Genomic DNA, 20,077 nt, shown 5'->3' on the forward strand with positions numbered 1-20,077 from the left:
ATCAGCTCCCGAACTAAAAGTATAGATAAGCGCATATGGAACCAGGGATAACAGCCAGCATGAAAGGGAATTTCAACAGTTCACTATCGTTATTTTTTAATAGAAACGGGCTCTTCCATAAAATAAATCCAGAAATTCTGCTGATGATCTTACGCGAACGACTGACCGCCTCCCGTCTCTTTAAAACAATTAACCAGCCTATTAAAGCACCAAATAGTACGGAGTACATGACGACTTGCAGCGTAAACAACATCCCTGTCCACGCGCCGATTCCAGCAAAAAGCTTAACATCCCCCGCGCCAACCGCCCCTATTAAATGCATGATCAGAAGGACTGTAAATCCTACAGCAGCTCCCCCGAAAGCCCACAGCAGTCCATGCCAGCTATTGATCACCCCTTGTGCAAGCAGACCGGTGAGCAAGCCTGACAAGGTGATCCAGTTTGGTATTCTCATCGACTTCAAATCTGTAATCAGTGCCGCTGCTAAAAACGGTAGACATCCCCAAAATGTCCACTCTGCCATTTATTACACTCCTTTTTCCACCCTTTCACTTCACTACTGTGAACATAACCTCAACAGATCTACCATCATCCAGTTGTATAACAAACGGCCACGAGCCCGGTGTGGTATTTACACCAATTTTCCATTCCCACTCGATATATCCATCTTCATCCGCTTGTTTCCAGCCTAAATATTTGGCAGTACTGCCCCCGCTCTTATAAAAGACTGACAAGCTGGCAGAAGCATTCGGCGGTATTCTGGCACGAACCTTGCCTTGCTTATTCGCTACAGCCGGGTTCGGCTTTTCTAAGATTTCAATGAATTCATCTGGTTGGCCAGTACCGTTCCCCTCCTTGGCTGTGCCTTCTCCCGTGTCCCCGATCCAGAGACGTTCAACAGCACTTGCTTCTAAAACAATACTTTGGTTTAGAAAGGGGACCTTCATCGGCAGCTTATAACTAACCACTAGCCCAAGGTAGGGACGAGTACCCTCTTTTAGCTCCGGCACCATAACATTAGATACATGAATTCGCTCATAATCCAGTAAATCTGATGTCAGGTATGGTTTCAATAAAGGTTTGATCGCAAGATCAAGTACACTTTCACTAGTCTCTGCCTGAAGCTTCTGCAACGGTCCCTCACCACTTTCTAAAGCCGACATAACCCACTCATTTAACGGCTTGGGTAAAGACTCAGCATAACTATCGCCCCAATCAGTAAGTGACAAGCGAGGAATAGTCCAATTCAGGCCAGCAGAATGATCACTGTCATCCCCTCCTGAATCATCACTTACTTCGCTGAATATTCCCCATTTCTGCACCGCCAAAGCCGTAGGATACATATGAGTTGAAATAGACTTTACAGTGTCTGATGCTGTACTTTGCAAAGCTGTCGAATACAAGGTCATCTGTACGATAGAAATCAGGAACAGGACGAATAGCAGGAAGAACGGAAGAATCATCGCCGCTTCTACTACCATGCTACCTTCTTCCTTGTCCTCCCCTCTGATTCCATACCCATCCCCCATCTCCTTACCAACCTCCCGCTAATAAGAATAATCAGCTTTTACTGCCCTCAGATACTTATTCCCTTGTACATCTCCCGGAAAACCAGCAGTATAATTCAACATTTTAACTACACCTGGCAGAAACCATAACTGCATTTGGAGCTTAATGTCCGATGATAGATAGGTGTTTCTTTCCTCTGGATTTATTCCTGTGTTCAGTTGAATCAGAGCCAGCATCCGCGATAGCTGCACTTCCCCGCCTCCATGCATTATCATGAACAGTCGCAGATGATCACGGTAAGTCAGCTGCGCCGGCATATATTTAGATAAAGGAATCGCATCCTTCTCACAAAGCTGCAACATATCCTGAATGGCATGCTGGATTCCATACAACAGTGCCGCCGCTAGAACAGCCAGTGGATTTCCCAAGGTTGCCTTCTCTATAAAACCTTCCATCGTGCGAATGGACAACCTCATCGCGAATATTTCGGCATAGGCTGCGGCCACATTCCCCGCGGGATTATGAAATCCGTATAAAATGTATTCCAGCTCCTGAGCGCGAGGATCAAGCTGATCTGTGAGCTCACTAGTGTCTTCCAGAGAATTCAGTGCCAGACTAGCTAACTTTGAAACATCAAAATGCTGAAAATAAAGCGCGGAATACTCCGTTTGAAAAAGCCTGTCTCTAGCGCCCCCCATAATGCCACTCATTGCTGCATAAATCCCGTCAATATCCTTCATCGCCGAACTTCCAGCAGCATAGGGATCTGAGGATACTTCAGATTTATCAGAGGATTGAGACTCCAATCCGTTGTTAAATGAAACATTGTCCTCATAAAATTGATGAAGGATTTGATAACGTTCCATCGAAGCTGCCGCTCCGCTACCTAGCATTCTAATCTTGTTCAGTAGTGCTCTAACCTCGCCCAGCTTGGATTTGGCTTCCCACTCTACTTGCTTACGTGCTTTATCCGAGCTGCGATGCTGTTCAAGAAAAGCCAAATCACTAGCGATAACACTTCCCTTCTTACCGTATTTTTTATAATAGTTGTCCACTACATGCGAAGCCCCTAGAACAGAGGAAATCATTTGGTAGGAATCGCCGTTGACTCCCAAAGCTTCATGCAGCTCTGCTGACAATCCTGTTACCGTCGGTTCAATGGATTCGTACACACTTTGTTGCATAAATAAACTATTCTCCATACTACTAATGTCAGCCGAAGAGAGGATCAAGGCATCTTCCTGTTCATGCAGATTTTTAAGTGGCTCAGCACTTATTTCCCCTGAACTTCCCGGAATATCCCAGTCTTTAGCAGGATCGTCCGCCAGATTTACGCCACTTATTCGGGAAGCTGCCAAAACATCTCTCATCTCGTCATTCAATTGCTGCGCCTTGTTTAACGCATCCTTCGCTTCCTCCATTGATTGTCCATGTTCTTCACGAAAGGTTGTTAATAAGGCTGGGAGCCGCGATAACATCTCTGAAGTTCGGCTCTGATAAAGTGCCAACTGATAAGTGTACTTTGCAGGCTTTTCACTATCACGATACAGATCGTCGTAATATTTCCCGAGATAGTCACTATACTGTGCTGGTATATCCGCGGCTGCTTGCATGCTTCCGAGCGAATGGGCCGAGATAGAATCCCCGGGCGGATTCATAATCCATAGCAGTATTCTTCTTCCACTCTCCGCCGCTTGGCTTCTCCGCTCTAACATTAGATCCAAATTCTCTTCACGTTCATCATATAAAGGTTGCAGCTTACTAAGTAATTCGGTAGCTCTTGAGGTCTCTGCCATTACGCCTGACAGCGGTTTGAATTTACCTGCCAGCTCCAAGGCGAAATCTACCGGAGCCTTATACTTCATCTCTTCCAGTATTTGATGACGAAAAACATCATAACTTCCCAGCGGCCGGCTCCATTCCAAGGAGGAGGATTCCAGTGCAAAGGGTAAGAGATTGAACGTATCCCCCCGCCCACTTTTATGCAAATTTTCGTTGAGCACTTTGGACAGCAGCATATCTCCATTGCTATCACCAAATGCAAACAAACCGTACTTCTCTCGTAATTCAACATGATATGAAGACATAACAGAGCGGACACTGGCTCTCGCTAATCGTTCCTCCTGAACGTTGAACGCAGCAATTCGCGCATAATCAATCAGCACAGCAGTAAAAAGAAAGACGAAAGCCAGCACCATGATTAGAAAAATTGTAACTGAGCCTTCTGTTTTGCCCTTAGCAGGACAACCGGTAAATTTACTTTTCATTAAAACCCCCTCCCTTGAGCAGAGATTTTACTTATCCTGAAGCTTGGTCAGCATAGCAGAAGCATCCTTCTTATCCATGTAAACTGCTGATCCACTGCCCTCAGGGCCCCCTTTAAATTTAGCTCCGAAATAACGCATCAGATCGACCGTACGAATAAACTCAACAGGCTCAACAATGATAGACTGGGCTTCAACAGTTGGTTTAGCCTCATCCGATAGAACCTTATCAAGCACAGGTAAGCTCAGCAGACGGTTTAACTCAGCACTTACTCTCCGTCCTGTAAGGCTGTGAGCATAACGCATAGTTCCTGGCATATTGTCCGGAATCATGGTAGACGAATGGCCCAGTTTAAGCACTGGCAAATCACCCTTATCTGATACTTCACCGGGCAACTCTATTGTCACGCCAGCACTGCCAGCTTCTCCACCGAATAATGAGGTTAGCAAGGCATCATCCCCAATTCTCCAATAAAGGGAGTCATACTCACCAGCCATGTAAGAACCAGAGACCTCTTTGTGACTGTTGTCCCAGTTGTAAGCCGCCCGTTCAGTAGCTCCTGAAGCCACCTGCAACAGCATGGACTTCTGATAGCTATACAAGCAAAAAAACAAAAGAAGCATCGTAATAAACATGACGATCGGCAACAGAAGTGACGCTTCAATAGTAAAGCTGCCTTGATCACCCTTAAGCTTGTTCAATCGAATACTTCCTGGCTCTTTTCACCCGCCGTTTTAATTAAGGCTTCTACTACCTCTTGAATTTTGTCCTTAAACAAAAGAACAACCGCAATCAACACAGCAATAATCAAAATCATCTCCAAAGTTCCTAACCCTTCCTCGTCTTCCCAAAAGTTCTTCATACTGTCCAACATTGTTGATACCATCAGCTTCAGCCTCCTACATTTTTAACATCAAAAATGCTGGCGTTCCCACCAGTACAATTACTATTAAAAAGATAACTACCATCGGAAAAACTAATTTGGAGGATGCCTGCTCTCCGCGCGTCCGGCTAAGTGCCTTTCGTTTATCCCACAGCATCCGCGACAGATCACGTAGCGATAGCACAAAATCCGCTCCACCTCTGCGATAATTCAGCAAAACTGTCGTTGTGAATACCGATACCTCCTGCACAGCGCATCTCTTGCTGAAATTTTCAAACGCCTGCTGGAAGGAATATCCGCCCTCCCATTCACTAGTCATAGTCATTAGCTCCTTATACAGAGGATGATTCGTATCCCCCCGGTGGCTTTCCACACAGCGAATAATAGCTCGTTGCACGGTCTCTCCTGCGCCAACCAACAACACAATACTGTTCAGCAGCTCTGGCAATTCGAGCATAATATTCTGCTCCCTAACTCTCACCTTTTTGTGCAGATCACTGACCATAGCGGTTGGTAGAGCAATTGCCAAAAATACACCCAATGTCATACCTGCCTGTTCGCCACTAAATGCTGTAATCAAACTTCCACCTACAAGCAACAGCCAGCTGTAACTTATCATCTCACCCATGAACAGCAGGGTCCGCTCTGCGCTATAACGCATCCCATAACTGCGCTGTAGAGAACGCTGAATTCTGAACAGCAGTGAGGGAAACCGACTGGCGATACCACTCTTCTCAATAAGCAGTAATAACGGTTCGCCTAACTTCCGAAGCCGTAATCCTTCCATAGGAAGACTGCGTAACGCGACATATCTGTTGCCGCATTGAATTCGCAGTAGAACCCAGACTATTAGCAAAATAACAGTAACCACCGCACATAGCCAGCGCATGTTTTCACCCCCTTCACAGTGGAATGTCCATTATTTTAGTAGTCCAGAGATAACATAGGAATAAAGCAACAAGCGCTATTGTCGATATGGCTATACCCGCTCCTGTATACATAGGTTGCATATATTCTCCAGCCGTCAAACTCATAAACATCACCATGATCAGCGGAGATATCAGCAGTGCCTTAGCCTCAAATTTCTTCTGAGCAATACTTACAGCAATATCCTGCTGAATATCCAGCTTCTCACCGATAATCGTTGATGTACGGCGCACCACTTCTACAAGATCACCACCAGTACGTTTACAGACCGAGAACACATCCGCGAATCGCTCGATGTCCTCCATTCCCGCTCTTTCACTAAAGTTCCGCAGCGCTTCTTCCACAGGCTGTCCATATTCCATGCGTGCACAGATAATGTTTAACTCGGAGATCATATCACTGCTTCCCTCCGGGTCGAGCATACGTAAATCCTGAACCGCCTCTCGGAATGCATTCTCCACCGAACGCCCAGCTGAAAGGGAGGAAGACAGCGAAAATAACGTCTGCTTAAATTGTAAATTCAGTGCATTTCGACGTCTTTTCAGTAGATAGTTACGCAGTATATGCGGGGCATAAGCTCCGCCCGGCATAAGCAGCAACGACAGCAGCCAATGATGATAAAAAAGATATCCAATTCCATGCATCAGCAGTCCACCTGCAATAAGGGTCAGAATCCTCTGCTGCAAGGTCAATTCGTATACCTTATAATCTGGTAATAACGAAGGACCGTCAGGATCCGCTTCTACAGGCTTTGCAGCAACAAATTTAAACTTAAGCATGACCTCCCCCCTTCTGGAATTTTGAATCTCTATTGAGCCAATGGATAGGAGGTTACGCCAGCCATCCTAAGCTTCGTTGTATGCAACAATGGGTTACCACAGGGAAGCAGCCCCCCTTGCACCCTTCCCTCTCGTTCACCAGCTTCTTGAAATTCATATAAAGGATTCAAGATTACTTCCCCGTCTTTCAGCCCCGCAACCTCACTGATCTCCATCACCCGCCTGGAACGATCACGGAGACGTGATAAGTGTACGAAGATATCAATTGCCGATGAAATTTGCTGGCGAACAACAGCTACCGGAAGCTCCGCAGCACTCAGCACCATCGTCTCCAGTCGACTGACCATATCGTGTGCGCTGTTACTATGGCCCGAAGACAAGCTTCCATCGTGTCCGGTGTTCATCGCCTGCAGCATATCGAGACATTCCGCTCCCCGTACCTCCCCCACAACAATCCGGTTGGGCCGCATTCGCAGGGAAGAACGAATCAAATCCCGGATGGAAATCTCCCCTCTACCTTCCGTGTTGGCATTCCTGGTCTCCAGTGAAACAAGGTTCGGCACAGTTACAATCTGCAGTTCAGCGGAATCCTCTATCGTAATGACCCTCTCCTGTGGGGGGATATACTGAGATAACGCATTAAGAAATGTGGTCTTCCCAGAGCCGGTCCCGCCACTAATAAAAATATTGTATTTAGCAGCCACTAAGATCTGCAGCAGCTCTGCGGCTTCCAAGCTTAAGGCTTCACGACGGACTAAATCCTGCATCGTCATCGGTGTTTCAGGGAATTTACGAATGGTCATCGCCGGGCCCTTCAGAGCTACTGGCGGAAGCACGATATTTACACGCGATCCGTCTTTTAGCCGAGCGTCAACGATAGGAGAAGAGTCATTTACAACCCGGTTCACACCGGATACAACCGTCTGGATAATATCCTCCAACCTGCTGCTGGACTCAAATTCCAAATGAAGACGACGAATCTGCCCCTCCTCTTCTACAAAAATCTCACTATGGCTGTTAATCATAATCTCAGTGATCGCCGGATTATCCACTAATGGCTGGAGCACATCCAATCCTCGAAAAGAATCGAACAATCTCTTCACGAGCTCATGTTTCTCCTGTGCTGTTAAATAACGCAGATTTTCGCTGTCCAAAATTGTCCTTTCAATATATTGGGTGAGTTCACGATTCCCAACTGCAGAAGTAACATCTAATCCTGCCCGGATATCACTGCGAAGTGCCTTAAACATTTCCTCATTCATGTAAACCTTTACCAGTGAATACTTGCGGAAGCGACGGTTCTATAATTTGCTTGCACAGCTGTAAGATCTCCTTTTGGAATTGTGGTGAGTTCAGAAAAAGCTCCTCACGGTGCTGCAGCGTCCAAGATGGGATATACGGAAGTACACCTTCAACGGTAATTCCTTCCGGAGGTGCCCACACCTCTAAACCATCTGCGGCAAAATTCACGGCAAATCTACTTTTGTCCATCACTTGGCTGGGCATACCAGAATTAGGAGCATTGCAATGGGATAGCCATCTCATGGTCTTATGAATGCTTACCTCGTCATTTCTAACTACCCACAATAGAATTCCGCATTTATGTAACACAGCTTTGGCACGTTCTTCTTCAATACTGCCGGTATCTATTATAATTACGTCAAAATTTCTTTCCGCAACCAACAGCGCCAACAAATCTAGCGTATCCTGCGTAGTCATCTGCAGCATTTCTTTTACATTAATAATTGGCCTAAAAGCAGCACTTCGAAGGTGATCATACCTAATCACGTATTGTCCCAAATCAATCGTATCGGCTCCGCCCTTATCCCGGCTGGCTTTGATTTCATAAAGGAGCCGCTCTAGTCCAGGCGTATTTCCTGCAGGGGGCCGTAAAAATAATCCACTGCTGTCCACACTTTCAAGATTCAAATAAAAGACCGAAAGCCCCAATTCACCTAGCTGCTTAGCCATATTCATAGCTACTGTAGTTTTGCCCGTATTCCCGCTTGAGGAGACGATACCGAGCAGCAGCGTTTCATCTAATACAGAGGAACCTCTAGCTCGTTTCACTTCACATAGCTGAATAAATGCTCCCAGCAGAGAAGGCAGTGCCTGATATTTCGCAATCATGATGCCTCCAGCCAAGCTTTTAGAACTCCTGCTAAGATAAGCTCCCTCCTCACTTAAAACTGCCCAAGGCACCTTATTTCTTCCCTCCACAAGCCAAGCCTCGATAAAAGTAACGTCACCTACAACAGCATCGGGCATATCCTCTCCCCTCATAAATTCGATAAAAGCATCCAGCCGACTAAAAGCCGTGATTCGCAGCATTTCTCCATACTCACTATGATGAAGATAGTGTAGCAATGGTTCGATATATTGACTTTCACGCACTGCGAGTACAATCCTTGCCGCCATAAAACCTCTCTCCTTTCGCAAGAAATTTATAAATATTATCAAAAAAAAGACAGCAAAAAAGCACCGACAATAACCGTGGATACGGTACATTGAACGGTGCTTCCGTTACTATCCCTTTAATTTACAGCTATAGTAGCATATATATAAGAAGGCAGCAATAAGTTTTTTCGCACATCAAGTGGTTTTTAGACTCTCATCGTATCTTCGCGCCAATTCTTGATGGCAGACCGGATATCGGCAGGACTAAGCTTTTCCTTCACCGCCCGCTGACATAGTGCCGGAAACTCTTCATCTCCTGCATACCGAAGCGCAATAATCTGAGCTAATTCAAGCTCTGGATTTAATGCTTCACCTGTCAATCGGAAATACCGGAACTGCTCCTCCACCCTCACTACTCGATCCTGATTTTTTGTCGCATAAATTCGAATTCGAGTAATCGCAAATAACAGGCATAGAGATAAACCAAATAATAGCAAGGGCACTGTTAAAGCACCATCATCACGTAACACCTGAACGACATAAATTCCCGACCATACAAATATAATCAGCGCAAGCGGCATAGTTACAAAATGATAAGGCCAATCAAAACGCATAAAACCTTTAGGTTTCCCCTTATTCATAATTCATCTCCATATTTATTTGACTTATATATTACTGAAGCTTGGTCTCTCCAGGTATAGCCACAACAAATGGTTTTCTAGTATCGTCCCAAGTCAGAGACTGTCCTGAAACTTTAGTAGTTCCATCCGCATGAACCATTCCATAAATAATCTGACTTCCCCAAACACTCGTATAAAAAGAGGCATAAGATGGAGCTAGAACAGGTGCTTTACCATATTCCTTCGCAACTGGGTAACCGAATATCGCGGTAAAATCTTTATTTGTAGCCTCTTTGGACATATCTAGATCAGCTTCCCAAACTACTTTTACAATATTATCCTTGATCTCATAATACTTTACGAAATGTCCATACATTATAAAATAACCATCAGATCTGCCTTCAGGAAAATAATACGTCATGGACAATGCTTCATTATCACCCGTCAATTTGGAGGGTTCTCTTTCTTCAACCGGGAATTGCAAAGCAGCTATGCGGGAAACAACTAAGTCATTACTATTATAATTCTGCACAAGTTTAGCATTGGCCCGTTCCTGAACCCAGACTGTATTCGTAGCAGCATCTACTGTTACTCTCGCTCCAAGAGCCTCCGCAATAAATCGCATGGGTACCGCTACTCTTCCATCCACTATTTTGGCCGTTACATCCAATTGTACAGCTTCCGAGTTCTTCCAAGCCGTCCGTGAACCAACCGTAAGTTTAATCTTCATAGAATCTCTAGCAATCGTAGCTTGCTTGGTATTGGCATCCCATTGAATAGAAGTATTCTTGAATCTTTCAAAAGCTTTCAGCGGAACCAGCGTCTTCCCCGACACGATTTGCACACCAACATCCACACTTGAATTGTTCACCATAATACGAAGCTTGGGGGCAGCTGAGGCCGTACCGATCATACTTAAAGATAACAACATGACTATAAAAAGCAGAAGCCCTTTCCGTTTCACTATTCGTTCACCCCTAGTGATAATATGAAAAAACTATACCAATTTATAGTTTCATTATAACATTCTCCCAGATTATGGTTTACAAAAATCTCCGTTTGATCTCTGGGGTAGGGAGCATACACTGCTCATCACGTCCGAACCAACGATAGCGGTTCTTAGCTACATACCGATAAAGGGCATTGCGCAATGGGCGTGGTACTAAGATGAACACGTATGCGGCAGGCCAAGGAAATCTCAATTTACGGGCAATTCTTAGCACAGCGGCCGACTCTGTATAATACACTCCGTTCTCCAGTAAAATCACCGTGTTTAATTGTCCAGGCTGAAGTCCGGACTCTTTCATTAGATTTGCCGCAATTTCATTCTGTAAAGGTGCGAATAGAAATTTAGCCTCGGGGTCACGCGGGATAATGAAACGAACTACCCCCTGGCAAAGATGACACACTCCGTCTATCAACACAATGGACTTATCTTTCATAAGGTTCAGTTCTTCGTTCATGGCTCCCCCTCCGTCTTAAAGGCGTAAATTTCTGCTTTTTTGGGTAAACAAAAACGCGGGATATCCTCCCGCGCCATCAAGTGCCGTTCTTTAATTATTCTGCGATTGCTTTCTCAATCCATTGATCCCCGATCATTTGCCCTTCGAAATCAGCAGTGAATGCCTCCATGCATTTGCAGATGAAATCTTTGCGGCAAATTGGACATGGAGTTTTAAGCAGGCGGCTGATGTTCGTCATTTTCCATTCCGGAAACCGATGATAAAACGCGCGGCACTCCGTTCCATCAGCAAGCTTGATAATGAACTCGTACAATCCTTCCTTATCGTTGCTGCTGGCTTTGGTCACATTCGTAATATTCGGTCTGTAAGACATCTTCATCACCCATTATTTAAATTTTTGGTTGTAAATTGCACACGCAGGCACATTCTCAGATACTTAGACATATTAAAGAATTTTAAGGGTGATGTCAACCAAAGACGCCTAACACGGCAGCTATTTATTACTCTTTTATGATTTACGTCTCTATTTAGCCATTATTTCCATAAAATATATACAGATACATTTAATCAACAATCTTTAATTCAACCTCGATATTACCTCTGGTTGCTTTGGAGTAAGGACAGAATTCGTGAGCCTTCTTCGCCAGTTCCTCTGCTTTGTCATGCTCAATCCCTGGCAGCTTCACATCCATTCTCACAGCTAGTCTAAAGCCTCCATCACTGTCATCCTTCCCAATGGACACATTACAAGTTACCTCCACGTCATGGAGTTTCACGCCCTCTTTACGCGCGATATTCGCTAGTGCACTCTCGTAACACGCTCCATAACCAGCCGAGAATAATTGCTCTGGATTGGTACCAGAACCTCCCGGTCCTCCAAGCTCTTTAGGCATGCTTAGATTATGCTTTAACACGCCATCCGAGGATTCAATGGAGCCTTCACGACCGCCATGGACTGTTGTAGTTGCTGTGTATAATGCTTTCATGAGTCATCTTCTCCTTCATCAAGCTGTATTGGTCATGCTCATACTTTATACTTTAAACAACAGGTATGATTTGAAACGATGATGAGGAATGATTCATAATACTTTCTTATTTGGCTCCAGACCATAAATAGTGTACAATTAAATTGTTAAAAACTTAAATTAGCTATGGAGGTGTCATCCATGAGTATTTATGATTTTGAGGTCAACACTCTTAAGGGTGAAGAGGAATCATTGTCAAAGTACAAGGGTAAAGTACTCCTGGTTGTGAATACTGCCAGCAAATGTGGATTTACTCCCCAGTATAAAGGTCTTCAGGAAGTGTACGAGAAATTCAAGGACCGCGGGTTCGAAGTTTTAGGATTTCCAAGCAATCAATTTGCTGGACAAGAGCCTGGCGAAAGTGATGAAATTGCGGAATACTGCGAGATTAATTATGGGGTAACCTTCCCTATGTTCGAGAAGATTGACGTAAAAGGCGATGAAGCACATCCATTATTCAAATACTTATCCAAAGAAGCTCCTGGTGTCTTAGGCTCAAAAAGTGTGAAATGGAACTTTACGAAGTTTCTGGTTGACCAAGATGGCCGTGTTCTAAAACGGTTTGCTCCTAAGACCACTCCACAGCAGATCGAATCCGATATTTCCAAGCTTTTAAAATAATTCATTAGAAAAAGGATACTCACCACATCACACAGCCCCCTGTTGTTATGCGGTAAAGTATCCTTTTTAACTAGAAAGAACGTCATAATATCGCTATATATCAGCACCCTTTAATCTCTTGGAATATTTTATAATATTGTTGAAATATTTTTGCTGGGAGGGACAATCGGTGACTGTTCAACTGCTTGATATACCCGAACTAAATGTTATTGGCTGGACAAATGTAAACTCATCCGGGGAGCCATACGCGAATCTTTGGGAATATGTTTTTGGCGAGCTGGATATTGATGCAAAATTTGATACTATACCCACAAAAGTTCAAAGCAGCGGTTGTTATCTCGGTCTATTTCAGAACCGTACATCCGTGCCTAAACTGTGGGAGCATACCACATGGGATATTGATTTTTTCCTTTGCGTTGAAGTCGAGCAGTTAGATTGTATCCCTGAAGGCCTTGTTCATAAGAAACTTCCTGCGTCTGCCTATGCTATATTTACTGCAAAAGGATTCCCTCAGTTGGCTTTTCAACATACCTGGAATTATATACATAATGAATGGCTGCCGGATTCCGGTTATAAGTTCAACCCTGATGGAGTCTTTTACATCCAATACACGGAAAAGTCCGGTCCGGATGATGAAGGATTCGAAGCCAATCTATGCGTGCCGCTTGTAAAGAAGTAGGTTGTGGATTGAGGAATGTACAAAAAAAGAAGCCTTGCATCGCAAGGCCTCTTTCTTCATTCTGTATGCGGTAGAGAGGACTCGAACCTCCACGGGTATACACCCACTACCCCCTCAAGATAGCGTGTCTGCCATTCCACCACTACCGCGCGGTGTGTTAAACATAGAACATAAATTGTTTGAGGTCAACATTCATTATTATAAATGTACTTTTCTCAAAAGTAAAGATGCAGATTTTAAGATTCTTCGTCGACCATTTTCTGTTTACGATATTCAGCAAAAGCTATATATTCCTTGATAAAATTCTTTTCTGCTGGAAGTAATTCATCTACTCGGCTTTCCGATAGCTGAACATCACTCAAATCATAGTCTACGCCGCTCTCTCGTACAGTATCCGGTGTATCTTTGCCGAGAATAAGCCAGTCCAGACTAACATGAAAAAAATCACCGATCTCAATCAGCTTATGTGTTCCTGGAGTAGTCTTCCCCCGCTTCCAATCTCCCATATTACCTGTGCTGATATTTAACTGCTCACAGAATGATTTTTTGGTCAAACCTTTCTGCTTAATCAGGTATTCTATACGTTCGTATATGGTCTGCATCGGTGAATCGCCCTCCATCTAAAAATAAATTACTTATTTACGTAATTACCTATTGCAAAATAACGTAAAAAAGTATATAATTAGTATTGTTATGTATTATCCGATTATATCATATGGCTGGAGTGACGATAAGAGGCGACTCAGGTGACAAGTATCTGTTAGAATACCGTCTGGCCCCCTTTGTTAACTTATCATCCTGAATGATCTCTAGGAGGGAGCGGTGACTTTTGTCAAAATGCTTATCATCTTCCATTATCCATTCACTTGAAGCTTTACCGCACAATGCGGTGGTAATCAACAGTCATGGGATTATCCAGTTCACCAACAGTAGGTGGAAGGCCTTTAGTCATGAATATGGTCTTTCTACTAATAAGAAATGGATTGGTGCGTATTACTCAGAGCTCATGCAAGATGTGATTATCGATCCCGATCAATGGGCCAAGCTTTATGAATCAGTGAAATATATACTCCGCAGAGAGCATCAGGTTTATACTTCCGAATTCTCCATACAAACCGCTAATAAAGGGAAACGAATCTTCCGTTTGGAGATCTATCCATTTCTCTCAGATCCGCACCCAGAAGCCACTTTTATAATTTCACTATATGATGTGGGCCCCTATAAAGAAGAACCTCTTCATCCGGAGATCATAAACCTCCGTTCAACCTTACCATCATCTTTTGAGCTAATCCCAATCTGTGCTTCCTGTAAATGTATTCGTAATCCCAAGGATGAATGGATCACCATTGAACATTTCTTAAAGCATCAACTTTCTTTGCAATTCACCCATGATATCTGCCCAGACTGCATAAGACAGCTCTATCCCCAGTATGCTGGGGCTTTTAAGAGATGACCTGAGGCCACTGAATTTCACTTCTAATCTTATAAAAAAAAAGTAAGAAATCCTCTGCGAACAAAGGGTTTCTTACTTTTTATTTGTATGCGGTAGAGAGGACTCGAACCTCCACGGGTATACACCCACTACCCCCTCAAGATAGCGTGTCTGCCATTCCACCACTACCGCATAATATGACCCGTATGGGATTCGAACCCATGTTACCTCCGTGAAAGGGAGGTGTCTTAACCCCTTGACCAACGGGCCATGCTTTACAAGTTATTTTCTTGTCACAACAAAAATGAGTATATCAAACCATAAGAATTTTGACAAGCCTTTTTTTAAAAAAAGTTTAAACTAAAAGAAACGCGCACCAATAAAGGTACGCGCCTCTAATCACAACGCTTATGGATTTACTTTTGCCTCAAAGGTTTGTACCCCATCTACAAATTTTAGCACCACAGCTGCTTTTACCGGGTCATGCGTTTCATTCATTGTGATTTTACCCGTGGCCAGTTGTAAATCCTTCGTCCCCGCCAGTGCATCCTTCAGCTTCTCAGGTTCTGTGGAATCCGCACGTGTAATGGCGTCTGCCACTAGTTTCACGGCGTCATATCCAAGCGCAGCCATCCCATCTGGAACAAGATCACCGTTAGCAGCTTTGAAGGCATCTACGAACGATTTCACTTCTGGCGAGCTATCTTCAGGTGAATAGTGATTGGACATAAACGTATTGTTTAGGGCATCCGCTCCGGCAATCTCAGCCAGTTGAGGTGAATCCCAGCCATCCCCGCCCATAAACGGAACGGTGATCCCCATTTCGCGAGCTTGCTTTACGATTTTGCCGACCTCCTCATAGTAGCCTGGAAGATAAATAACATCGGGATTAGCTTCTTTAATACGTGTTAATACAGCTTTAAAATCAGAATCTTTTTGTTGATAGGATTCTTCGCTTAAGATAGAGCCACCGTTCTTAGTAAACGTTGCTTTAAAGAAAGTCTGCAGCCCTTTGGAATAATCGCTTGAAGCATCCGTATAAATAACTGCCGTCTTCGCTTTAAGTGTATCCTTAGCAAAGTTAGCCATTACTTCGCCTTGGAAAGGATCAATAAATGAGGCCCGGAATACCCATTCATTCAAATCTCCAGTACGTTCATCAACTGTTACTTTGGGATTGGTGGCTGAGGAGCTAACCAGCGGGATGCCTTTTTCTTGAGCAACGGGAACAATCCCGAGGGTATTCGTAGATGTAGTTGCACCGATAATAGCTACAACTTTATGGGTAGTAATCAGCTTTTGCGCTGCGCGTGTCGCCTCTTCCGACTTGGAAGCATTATCCGCTTCAATCAGTTCAAGTTTTTTGCCGAGTATTCCACCTGCGTCATTAATTTCTTTTACCGCCAGCTTTGCCCCTTTGAGTGCAGAATCACCGAAGGAAGCCTGGCCGCCTGTAAGCTCAAGGTCTGCTCCAATCTTGATGGTCCCTCCACCAGCATTCCCACCTTCAGCAGTAGTGTTGTCTGTCTTGTTCCCACAGCCTGCCAGCAATCCACCAGCCAGTAACGCAGTCAGCAATATGGCCCCGATTTTCTTCATCCTCTTCCAGCCTCCCAAAATAAATAATTTATAGGTTCTTTCTGTGATGCTGTTGTGAACTAGCCGATGAATTAATGTCCCAGATAAGCCATTCTGATCTCTTCCGAATCTGCCAATTCCTTGGCATCTCCCTCAAGCACCACTCTGCCCGTCTCAAGAACGTAAGCCCGATGAGCAATTTTAAGCGCCTGATGGGCATTTTGTTCTACAAGAAGCACTGTTGTTCCAGAGGCATTTACTTCCTGGATGATCCGAAAAATATCCTGAACGAGTAATGGAGCAAGCCCCATCGAGGGTTCATCTAATAATAAAAGCTTGGGATGCCCCATCATCGCACGCCCCATAGCAAGCATCTGCTGCTCCCCGCCGGATAATGTGCCGGCAAGCTGTTTTTTTCTTTCTAAAAGACGCGGGAAGGTGGAGTAGACCTTGGCAAAATCAGCAGCTAAGCTGCCAAAATCTTGTAAAAAAGCTCCTAGCTCCAGATTTTCTTCCACAGACATATTAGCAAATACACGCCTGCCTTCCGGACAATGAATAAGCCCCTGTTTTACGATGGACTGAACACTCTGATTCGTAATAGATTTATCCATGAAATCTATACTGCCTGTTTTGGGTTTCAGCAGTCCCGAAAGCGTCTTAAGCAACGTGGACTTGCCTGCTCCATTTGCGCCGATTAGAGTCACAATCTCGCCTTCTTTTACATTCATACTTAAATCCTTCAAGGCATGAATCGCCCCATAATATACATTGATCCCCTGTACGCTAAGCATGGTCCACTACGCCTCCTGTCCCAAATAGGCTTCTATGACTTTGGGATGATTCCGTATTTCAACGGGCGTACCTTCAGCAATCAACATTCCGCGATCCAGCACATAAATCCGGTCACACACCCCCATAACAAGGGACATATCGTGCTCGATAAGCAGGATCGTCAGCTCAAACTCTTCACGGATCCAGGCAATAAGATTCATTAGATCCCGAGTTTCATTCGGGTTCATCCCTGCGGCTGGTTCATCCAATAGCAAAAGCTTAGGTCCTGCTGCAAGCGCGCGTGCAATTTCCAAACGCCTTTGATTTCCGTAGCTAAGATTCCCGGCACATTCATCACATTGATCGGCAAGATTAAATATTTTGAGAATATCCATAGCCTTTTGCGTAATTCCGTTTTCTTCTGCAAAATGCTTAGGCAGGCGGAGCATGGAAGTGAACATCGAGTGTCTGGCATGCTGATGAAATGCGATCTTAACGTTATCCAGCACCGTCATAGAGGTAAACAGACGAATATTCTGAAATGTCCTCGCTGCCCCTTTTCGGTTAATCCGATAAGGCTTCATCCCGCCTACTGCCTGATTGCCGAGGATAATATCGCCACTGGAAGGCGGGTATACACCTGTCAGCAAATTAAAAAGGGTTGTTTTTCCCGCGCCATTAGGTCCGATGAGCCCAATCAACTCACCTTTATTAATATGGAGGGATACCTCGTTAAGCGCCTTAAGCCCGCCAAATGCACGACTCGCTTGTTGAACATCAAGAAGCACTTCCACTGTTGATGCTGTCACTTGGTTTGACCTCCTTTTTAGACCATTTCAAGAAAGAAAAACCCGTGCTGCCAAGCAGCCCCTTAGGCCGAAAAATCATCATCAGAATTAGAATCGCCGAGTAAATAATCATCCGCAGCTCCGGATATTCCTGAAGCACCGTGAAGAGCACCGTCAGTACAATCGCACCCACGATGGCCCCGCTTGTACTTCCTAGTCCACCTAACACAACCATGACTAGAATTTCGAATGATTTTAGAAAATTAAAGCTTCCAGGATTGATGACGTAGAACTTATGAGCAGAGAGACCACCAGCTATCCCCGCAAATAATGCTCCAAGTGAAAAAGCAATGACTTTGTACAAAGTTGTATTAATCCCCATCGCTTCAGCAGCAATTTCATTCTCACGAATCGCTATACAAGCCCGGCCGTGAGTGGAACGTATAAAGTTATTGATCACAACAATCGTGACCAATGTGAACAGAAACATAATCGTCCAAGTCGTTTGATTAGGGATGCCGCTTAGGCCTGAAGCTCCGCCCACATATTCTGTATTGAGCAGGACAATCCGGATAATCTCACCAAATCCCAGCGTAGCAATCGCCAGATAGTCTCCATTCAGCCGCAAGGTCGGAATCCCGATAAGCACACCGAAAAATGCAGCAACCAGTCCAGAGATCACTAGCGCCAGCACGAATGGCATATCAAAGTTCAAAGTTAAAATGGAAGAAACATAAGCACCAATGGACATAAATCCAGCATGCCCGATTGAGAATTGTCCCGTTATCCCATTAATCAGATTCAAAGACACCGCCAGCATGACATTTATACAAATTAGAATTAGCGTAGACTCCATGACATCATCAAATATTCCCGTTGTTAGAAGAACTTGAATGACGATATATAGCATGATAGAAAAGACAATGCCTATCCAAAATGACTTATTTATCTTCTTCATACGGCATCTCCCTACACTTTCTCGCGGACATTTTTACCAAATAGCCCGGATGGTTTAAAGATAAGGATTAGGATGAGTACAGCAAATGCCACACCATCACGCCACGAAGAATATCCCAGAGAAGAAACCTCTGTCTCGACTGTGCCCAGCAGAAGTCCCCCTACCAGAGCACCAGGAATACTGCCAATGCCACCTAAAACCGCAGCCACAAAAGCTTTAAGCCCCGGAAGTACCCCCATCATCGGATCCACTGAATTGTAAGTCATTCCGAAAATAACGCCTGCTGCTGCCGCAAGTGCAGATCCTATAGCGAAGGTGGCTGAAATGGTCCGATCTACATTAATCCCCATCAACCGTGCTGCTTCCATATCAAAAGACACGGCCCGCATCGCTTTACCAATCTTTGTTCGGTGCACAATATACTGAAGGATAATCATCAAAATAACCGTCGTCCCCAAGATCATGATTTGATTGGAGTCCACCTGAATCGAGGAACCAAACAAGTTGTATTGCTGCTTATTAAGAATCTCCGGAAATCCTTTAGCCTGAGGACCAAGCACAAACACACCGCTGTATTCCAGCAAAAAAGAAACGCCAATTGCAGTAATCAACACAGCGATTCGCGAAGCTTTTCGTAGAGGTTTGTATGCTAGCCGTTCGATTGACATCCCCAGCAACGCACTGATTGTCATAGAGATCACCAATGAGATAAGTAAGACCAGTATCGGAGAAAGCCCTGCTGAAGCCAAGTACCTGGCACTGAACAATCCAATAAACGACCCAACCATAAACACATCCCCATGGGCGAAATTGATCAATTTAATAATCCCGTAAACCATGGTGTACCCAAGTGCGATCAGAGCATAGATGCTCCCTACAGAAATCCCGTTAATTAACTGTTGAATGAAATACTCCATCGCCGTCCCCCAATCCCCATATTTATTTTTAAAAACACCTTTCTTTAGCTTACATTCATTTTCATCGTTTTATGTCACTTATATTAACACAGTACTATACATGCGTCAGTAAAATTTGTGCTTTTTACTATAATATTCAATATTTTATGTTATATTACATAACATATCGAGTTAATTCTTTGGGATGTATAAAGATAGAAATTGGGTAAAGAGAAGAAAACAGAAGAATTACGGAGATTTTTAAAGTTTGATTTTCAGGGGGGAGTCTTTGATTTTACCTACAGATTGCATTTAAAGATAAATAATATAACATTTGTCTCTTTCGACGTGTGTTTTTCGAGTTTATTATGAGTTACCGGTCAAGTTGTTTCTCTATTTTTGCACAAAAAAAAGCTCTGTCCCACACAATAATGGAGTGAGAGAAAGCTAATTATGGTGGTCAGCTCCATTATTTGCACTTCC

The 20,077-nt window shown here is 44.1% G+C and carries 23 protein-coding genes and 3 tRNA genes; 3 read left to right on the top strand and 23 right to left on the bottom strand.

What is annotated here, in order from left to right:
- Nucleotides 1-13: 13 nt before the first annotated feature.
- The 14 genes from NST45_RS21460 to NST45_RS21525 all read right to left on the bottom strand — a co-directional run bounded on the left by NST45_RS21460 (nt 14) and on the right by NST45_RS21525 (nt 11,829).
- The gene (locus NST45_RS21460; protein WP_036681695.1) at nt 14-523 is read right to left on the bottom strand and encodes a prepilin peptidase; all 510 of its coding nucleotides are present in this window, start codon (nt 521-523) and stop codon (nt 14-16) included.
- A gap of 25 nt (nt 524-548) precedes the next feature.
- On the bottom strand, nt 549-1,529 hold the full coding sequence (locus NST45_RS21465; protein WP_038569114.1) for a TadE/TadG family type IV pilus assembly protein: 981 nt from the start codon (nt 1,527-1,529) through the stop codon (nt 549-551).
- A gap of 18 nt (nt 1,530-1,547) precedes the next feature.
- Complete coding sequence (locus tag NST45_RS21470; protein WP_339823759.1) at nt 1,548-3,776, bottom strand: hypothetical protein; 2,229 nt, start codon at nt 3,774-3,776, stop codon at nt 1,548-1,550.
- 27 nt (nt 3,777-3,803) lie between these two features.
- The gene (locus NST45_RS21475; RefSeq protein ID WP_244886427.1) at nt 3,804-4,475 is read right to left on the bottom strand and encodes a TadE family protein; all 672 of its coding nucleotides are present in this window, start codon (nt 4,473-4,475) and stop codon (nt 3,804-3,806) included.
- Nucleotides 4,472-4,660, bottom strand: a complete 189-nt coding sequence (locus NST45_RS21480) for a Flp1 family type IVb pilin (protein WP_036681690.1) — start codon at nt 4,658-4,660, stop codon at nt 4,472-4,474. The genes NST45_RS21475 and NST45_RS21480 overlap by 4 nt, the downstream gene beginning before the upstream one ends.
- Before the next feature lie 13 nt (nt 4,661-4,673).
- Complete coding sequence (locus NST45_RS21485) at nt 4,674-5,546, bottom strand: type II secretion system F family protein (protein WP_038569107.1); 873 nt, start codon at nt 5,544-5,546, stop codon at nt 4,674-4,676.
- Nucleotides 5,547-5,559: 13 nt separating this feature from the next.
- Complete coding sequence (locus NST45_RS21490) at nt 5,560-6,363, bottom strand: type II secretion system F family protein (RefSeq protein ID WP_038569105.1); 804 nt, start codon at nt 6,361-6,363, stop codon at nt 5,560-5,562.
- 29 nt (nt 6,364-6,392) lie between these two features.
- Nucleotides 6,393-7,625 (bottom strand): CpaF family protein, encoded by a 1,233-nt coding sequence (locus NST45_RS21495; RefSeq protein WP_339823763.1) that lies wholly within the window; start codon nt 7,623-7,625, stop codon nt 6,393-6,395.
- Nucleotides 7,618-8,781, bottom strand: coding sequence for a hypothetical protein (locus NST45_RS21500; RefSeq protein ID WP_052096825.1), 1,164 nt, complete (start codon nt 8,779-8,781; stop codon nt 7,618-7,620). Before NST45_RS21500 ends, NST45_RS21495 begins: the two co-directional genes overlap by 8 nt.
- Nucleotides 8,782-8,966: 185 nt before the next feature.
- Entirely contained in the window at nt 8,967-9,401 is a 435-nt protein-coding gene (locus tag NST45_RS21505; protein WP_036681683.1) for a DUF6526 family protein, read from the bottom strand.
- A 31-nt stretch (nt 9,402-9,432) separates the two neighbouring features.
- Nucleotides 9,433-10,344 (bottom strand): copper amine oxidase N-terminal domain-containing protein, encoded by a 912-nt coding sequence (locus tag NST45_RS21510; protein ID WP_038569100.1) that lies wholly within the window; start codon nt 10,342-10,344, stop codon nt 9,433-9,435.
- 79 nt (nt 10,345-10,423) lie between these two features.
- Nucleotides 10,424-10,843, bottom strand: coding sequence for a thiol-disulfide oxidoreductase DCC family protein (locus NST45_RS21515; protein ID WP_038569098.1), 420 nt, complete (start codon nt 10,841-10,843; stop codon nt 10,424-10,426).
- Between the two features lie 94 nt (nt 10,844-10,937).
- Complete coding sequence (locus tag NST45_RS21520) at nt 10,938-11,216, bottom strand: hypothetical protein (RefSeq protein WP_036681678.1); 279 nt, start codon at nt 11,214-11,216, stop codon at nt 10,938-10,940.
- A 190-nt stretch (nt 11,217-11,406) separates the two neighbouring features.
- Nucleotides 11,407-11,829: an organic hydroperoxide resistance protein gene (locus NST45_RS21525; RefSeq protein ID WP_036681676.1), complete on the bottom strand. Its 423-nt coding sequence runs from the start codon at nt 11,827-11,829 to the stop codon at nt 11,407-11,409.
- 180 nt (nt 11,830-12,009) lie between these two features.
- On the opposite strand from NST45_RS21525, the gene NST45_RS21530 reads away from it, so the two are divergent.
- Both NST45_RS21530 and NST45_RS21535 read left to right on the top strand, forming a co-directional pair.
- Nucleotides 12,010-12,489, top strand: coding sequence for a glutathione peroxidase (locus NST45_RS21530; protein ID WP_038569095.1), 480 nt, complete (start codon nt 12,010-12,012; stop codon nt 12,487-12,489).
- 169 nt (nt 12,490-12,658) lie between these two features.
- Entirely contained in the window at nt 12,659-13,168 is a 510-nt protein-coding gene (locus NST45_RS21535; protein WP_052096823.1) for a GyrI-like domain-containing protein, read from the top strand.
- A 66-nt stretch (nt 13,169-13,234) separates the two neighbouring features.
- Here NST45_RS21535 and NST45_RS21540 read toward each other — a convergent pair.
- Nucleotides 13,235-13,317: transfer RNA gene (locus NST45_RS21540), tRNA-Leu, on the bottom strand.
- Between the two features lie 87 nt (nt 13,318-13,404).
- Complete coding sequence (locus tag NST45_RS21545; RefSeq protein WP_036681672.1) at nt 13,405-13,770, bottom strand: helix-turn-helix domain-containing protein; 366 nt, start codon at nt 13,768-13,770, stop codon at nt 13,405-13,407.
- A gap of 227 nt (nt 13,771-13,997) precedes the next feature.
- On the opposite strand from NST45_RS21545, the gene NST45_RS21550 reads away from it, so the two are divergent.
- Nucleotides 13,998-14,621, top strand: a complete 624-nt coding sequence (locus tag NST45_RS21550) for a hypothetical protein (RefSeq protein WP_051491199.1) — start codon at nt 13,998-14,000, stop codon at nt 14,619-14,621.
- Between the two features lie 88 nt (nt 14,622-14,709).
- Here the strand turns inward: NST45_RS21550 and NST45_RS21555 are convergent.
- The 7 genes from NST45_RS21555 to NST45_RS21585 all read right to left on the bottom strand — a co-directional run bounded on the left by NST45_RS21555 (nt 14,710) and on the right by NST45_RS21585 (nt 19,615).
- A tRNA-Leu gene (locus tag NST45_RS21555) sits at nt 14,710-14,792 on the bottom strand.
- 6 nt (nt 14,793-14,798) lie between these two features.
- Nucleotides 14,799-14,870, bottom strand: a tRNA-Glu gene (locus tag NST45_RS21560).
- A 138-nt stretch (nt 14,871-15,008) separates the two neighbouring features.
- A complete protein-coding gene (locus NST45_RS21565) occupies nt 15,009-16,199 on the bottom strand; it encodes an ABC transporter substrate-binding protein (protein WP_036681667.1) in 1,191 nt (396 codons plus the stop codon).
- Between the two features lie 71 nt (nt 16,200-16,270).
- Nucleotides 16,271-16,972, bottom strand: coding sequence for an ABC transporter ATP-binding protein (locus tag NST45_RS21570; protein ID WP_036681666.1), 702 nt, complete (start codon nt 16,970-16,972; stop codon nt 16,271-16,273).
- A 6-nt stretch (nt 16,973-16,978) separates the two neighbouring features.
- A complete protein-coding gene (locus NST45_RS21575) occupies nt 16,979-17,761 on the bottom strand; it encodes an ABC transporter ATP-binding protein (protein ID WP_036681664.1) in 783 nt (260 codons plus the stop codon).
- Nucleotides 17,730-18,698 carry a branched-chain amino acid ABC transporter permease gene (locus tag NST45_RS21580; protein WP_036681661.1) on the bottom strand — a complete coding sequence of 323 codons (969 nt, stop codon included), beginning with the start codon at nt 18,696-18,698 and terminating at the stop codon, nt 17,730-17,732. Before NST45_RS21580 ends, NST45_RS21575 begins: the two co-directional genes overlap by 32 nt.
- An 11-nt stretch (nt 18,699-18,709) precedes the next feature.
- Nucleotides 18,710-19,615: a branched-chain amino acid ABC transporter permease gene (locus NST45_RS21585; protein ID WP_036681658.1), complete on the bottom strand. Its 906-nt coding sequence runs from the start codon at nt 19,613-19,615 to the stop codon at nt 18,710-18,712.
- Between the last annotated feature and the right edge of the window lie 462 nt (nt 19,616-20,077).

The organism is Paenibacillus sp. FSL R7-0163 (assembly GCF_037969975.1).
GTDB classification, from domain to species: Bacteria; Bacillota; Bacilli; order Paenibacillales; family Paenibacillaceae; genus Paenibacillus_AQ; species Paenibacillus_AQ odorifer.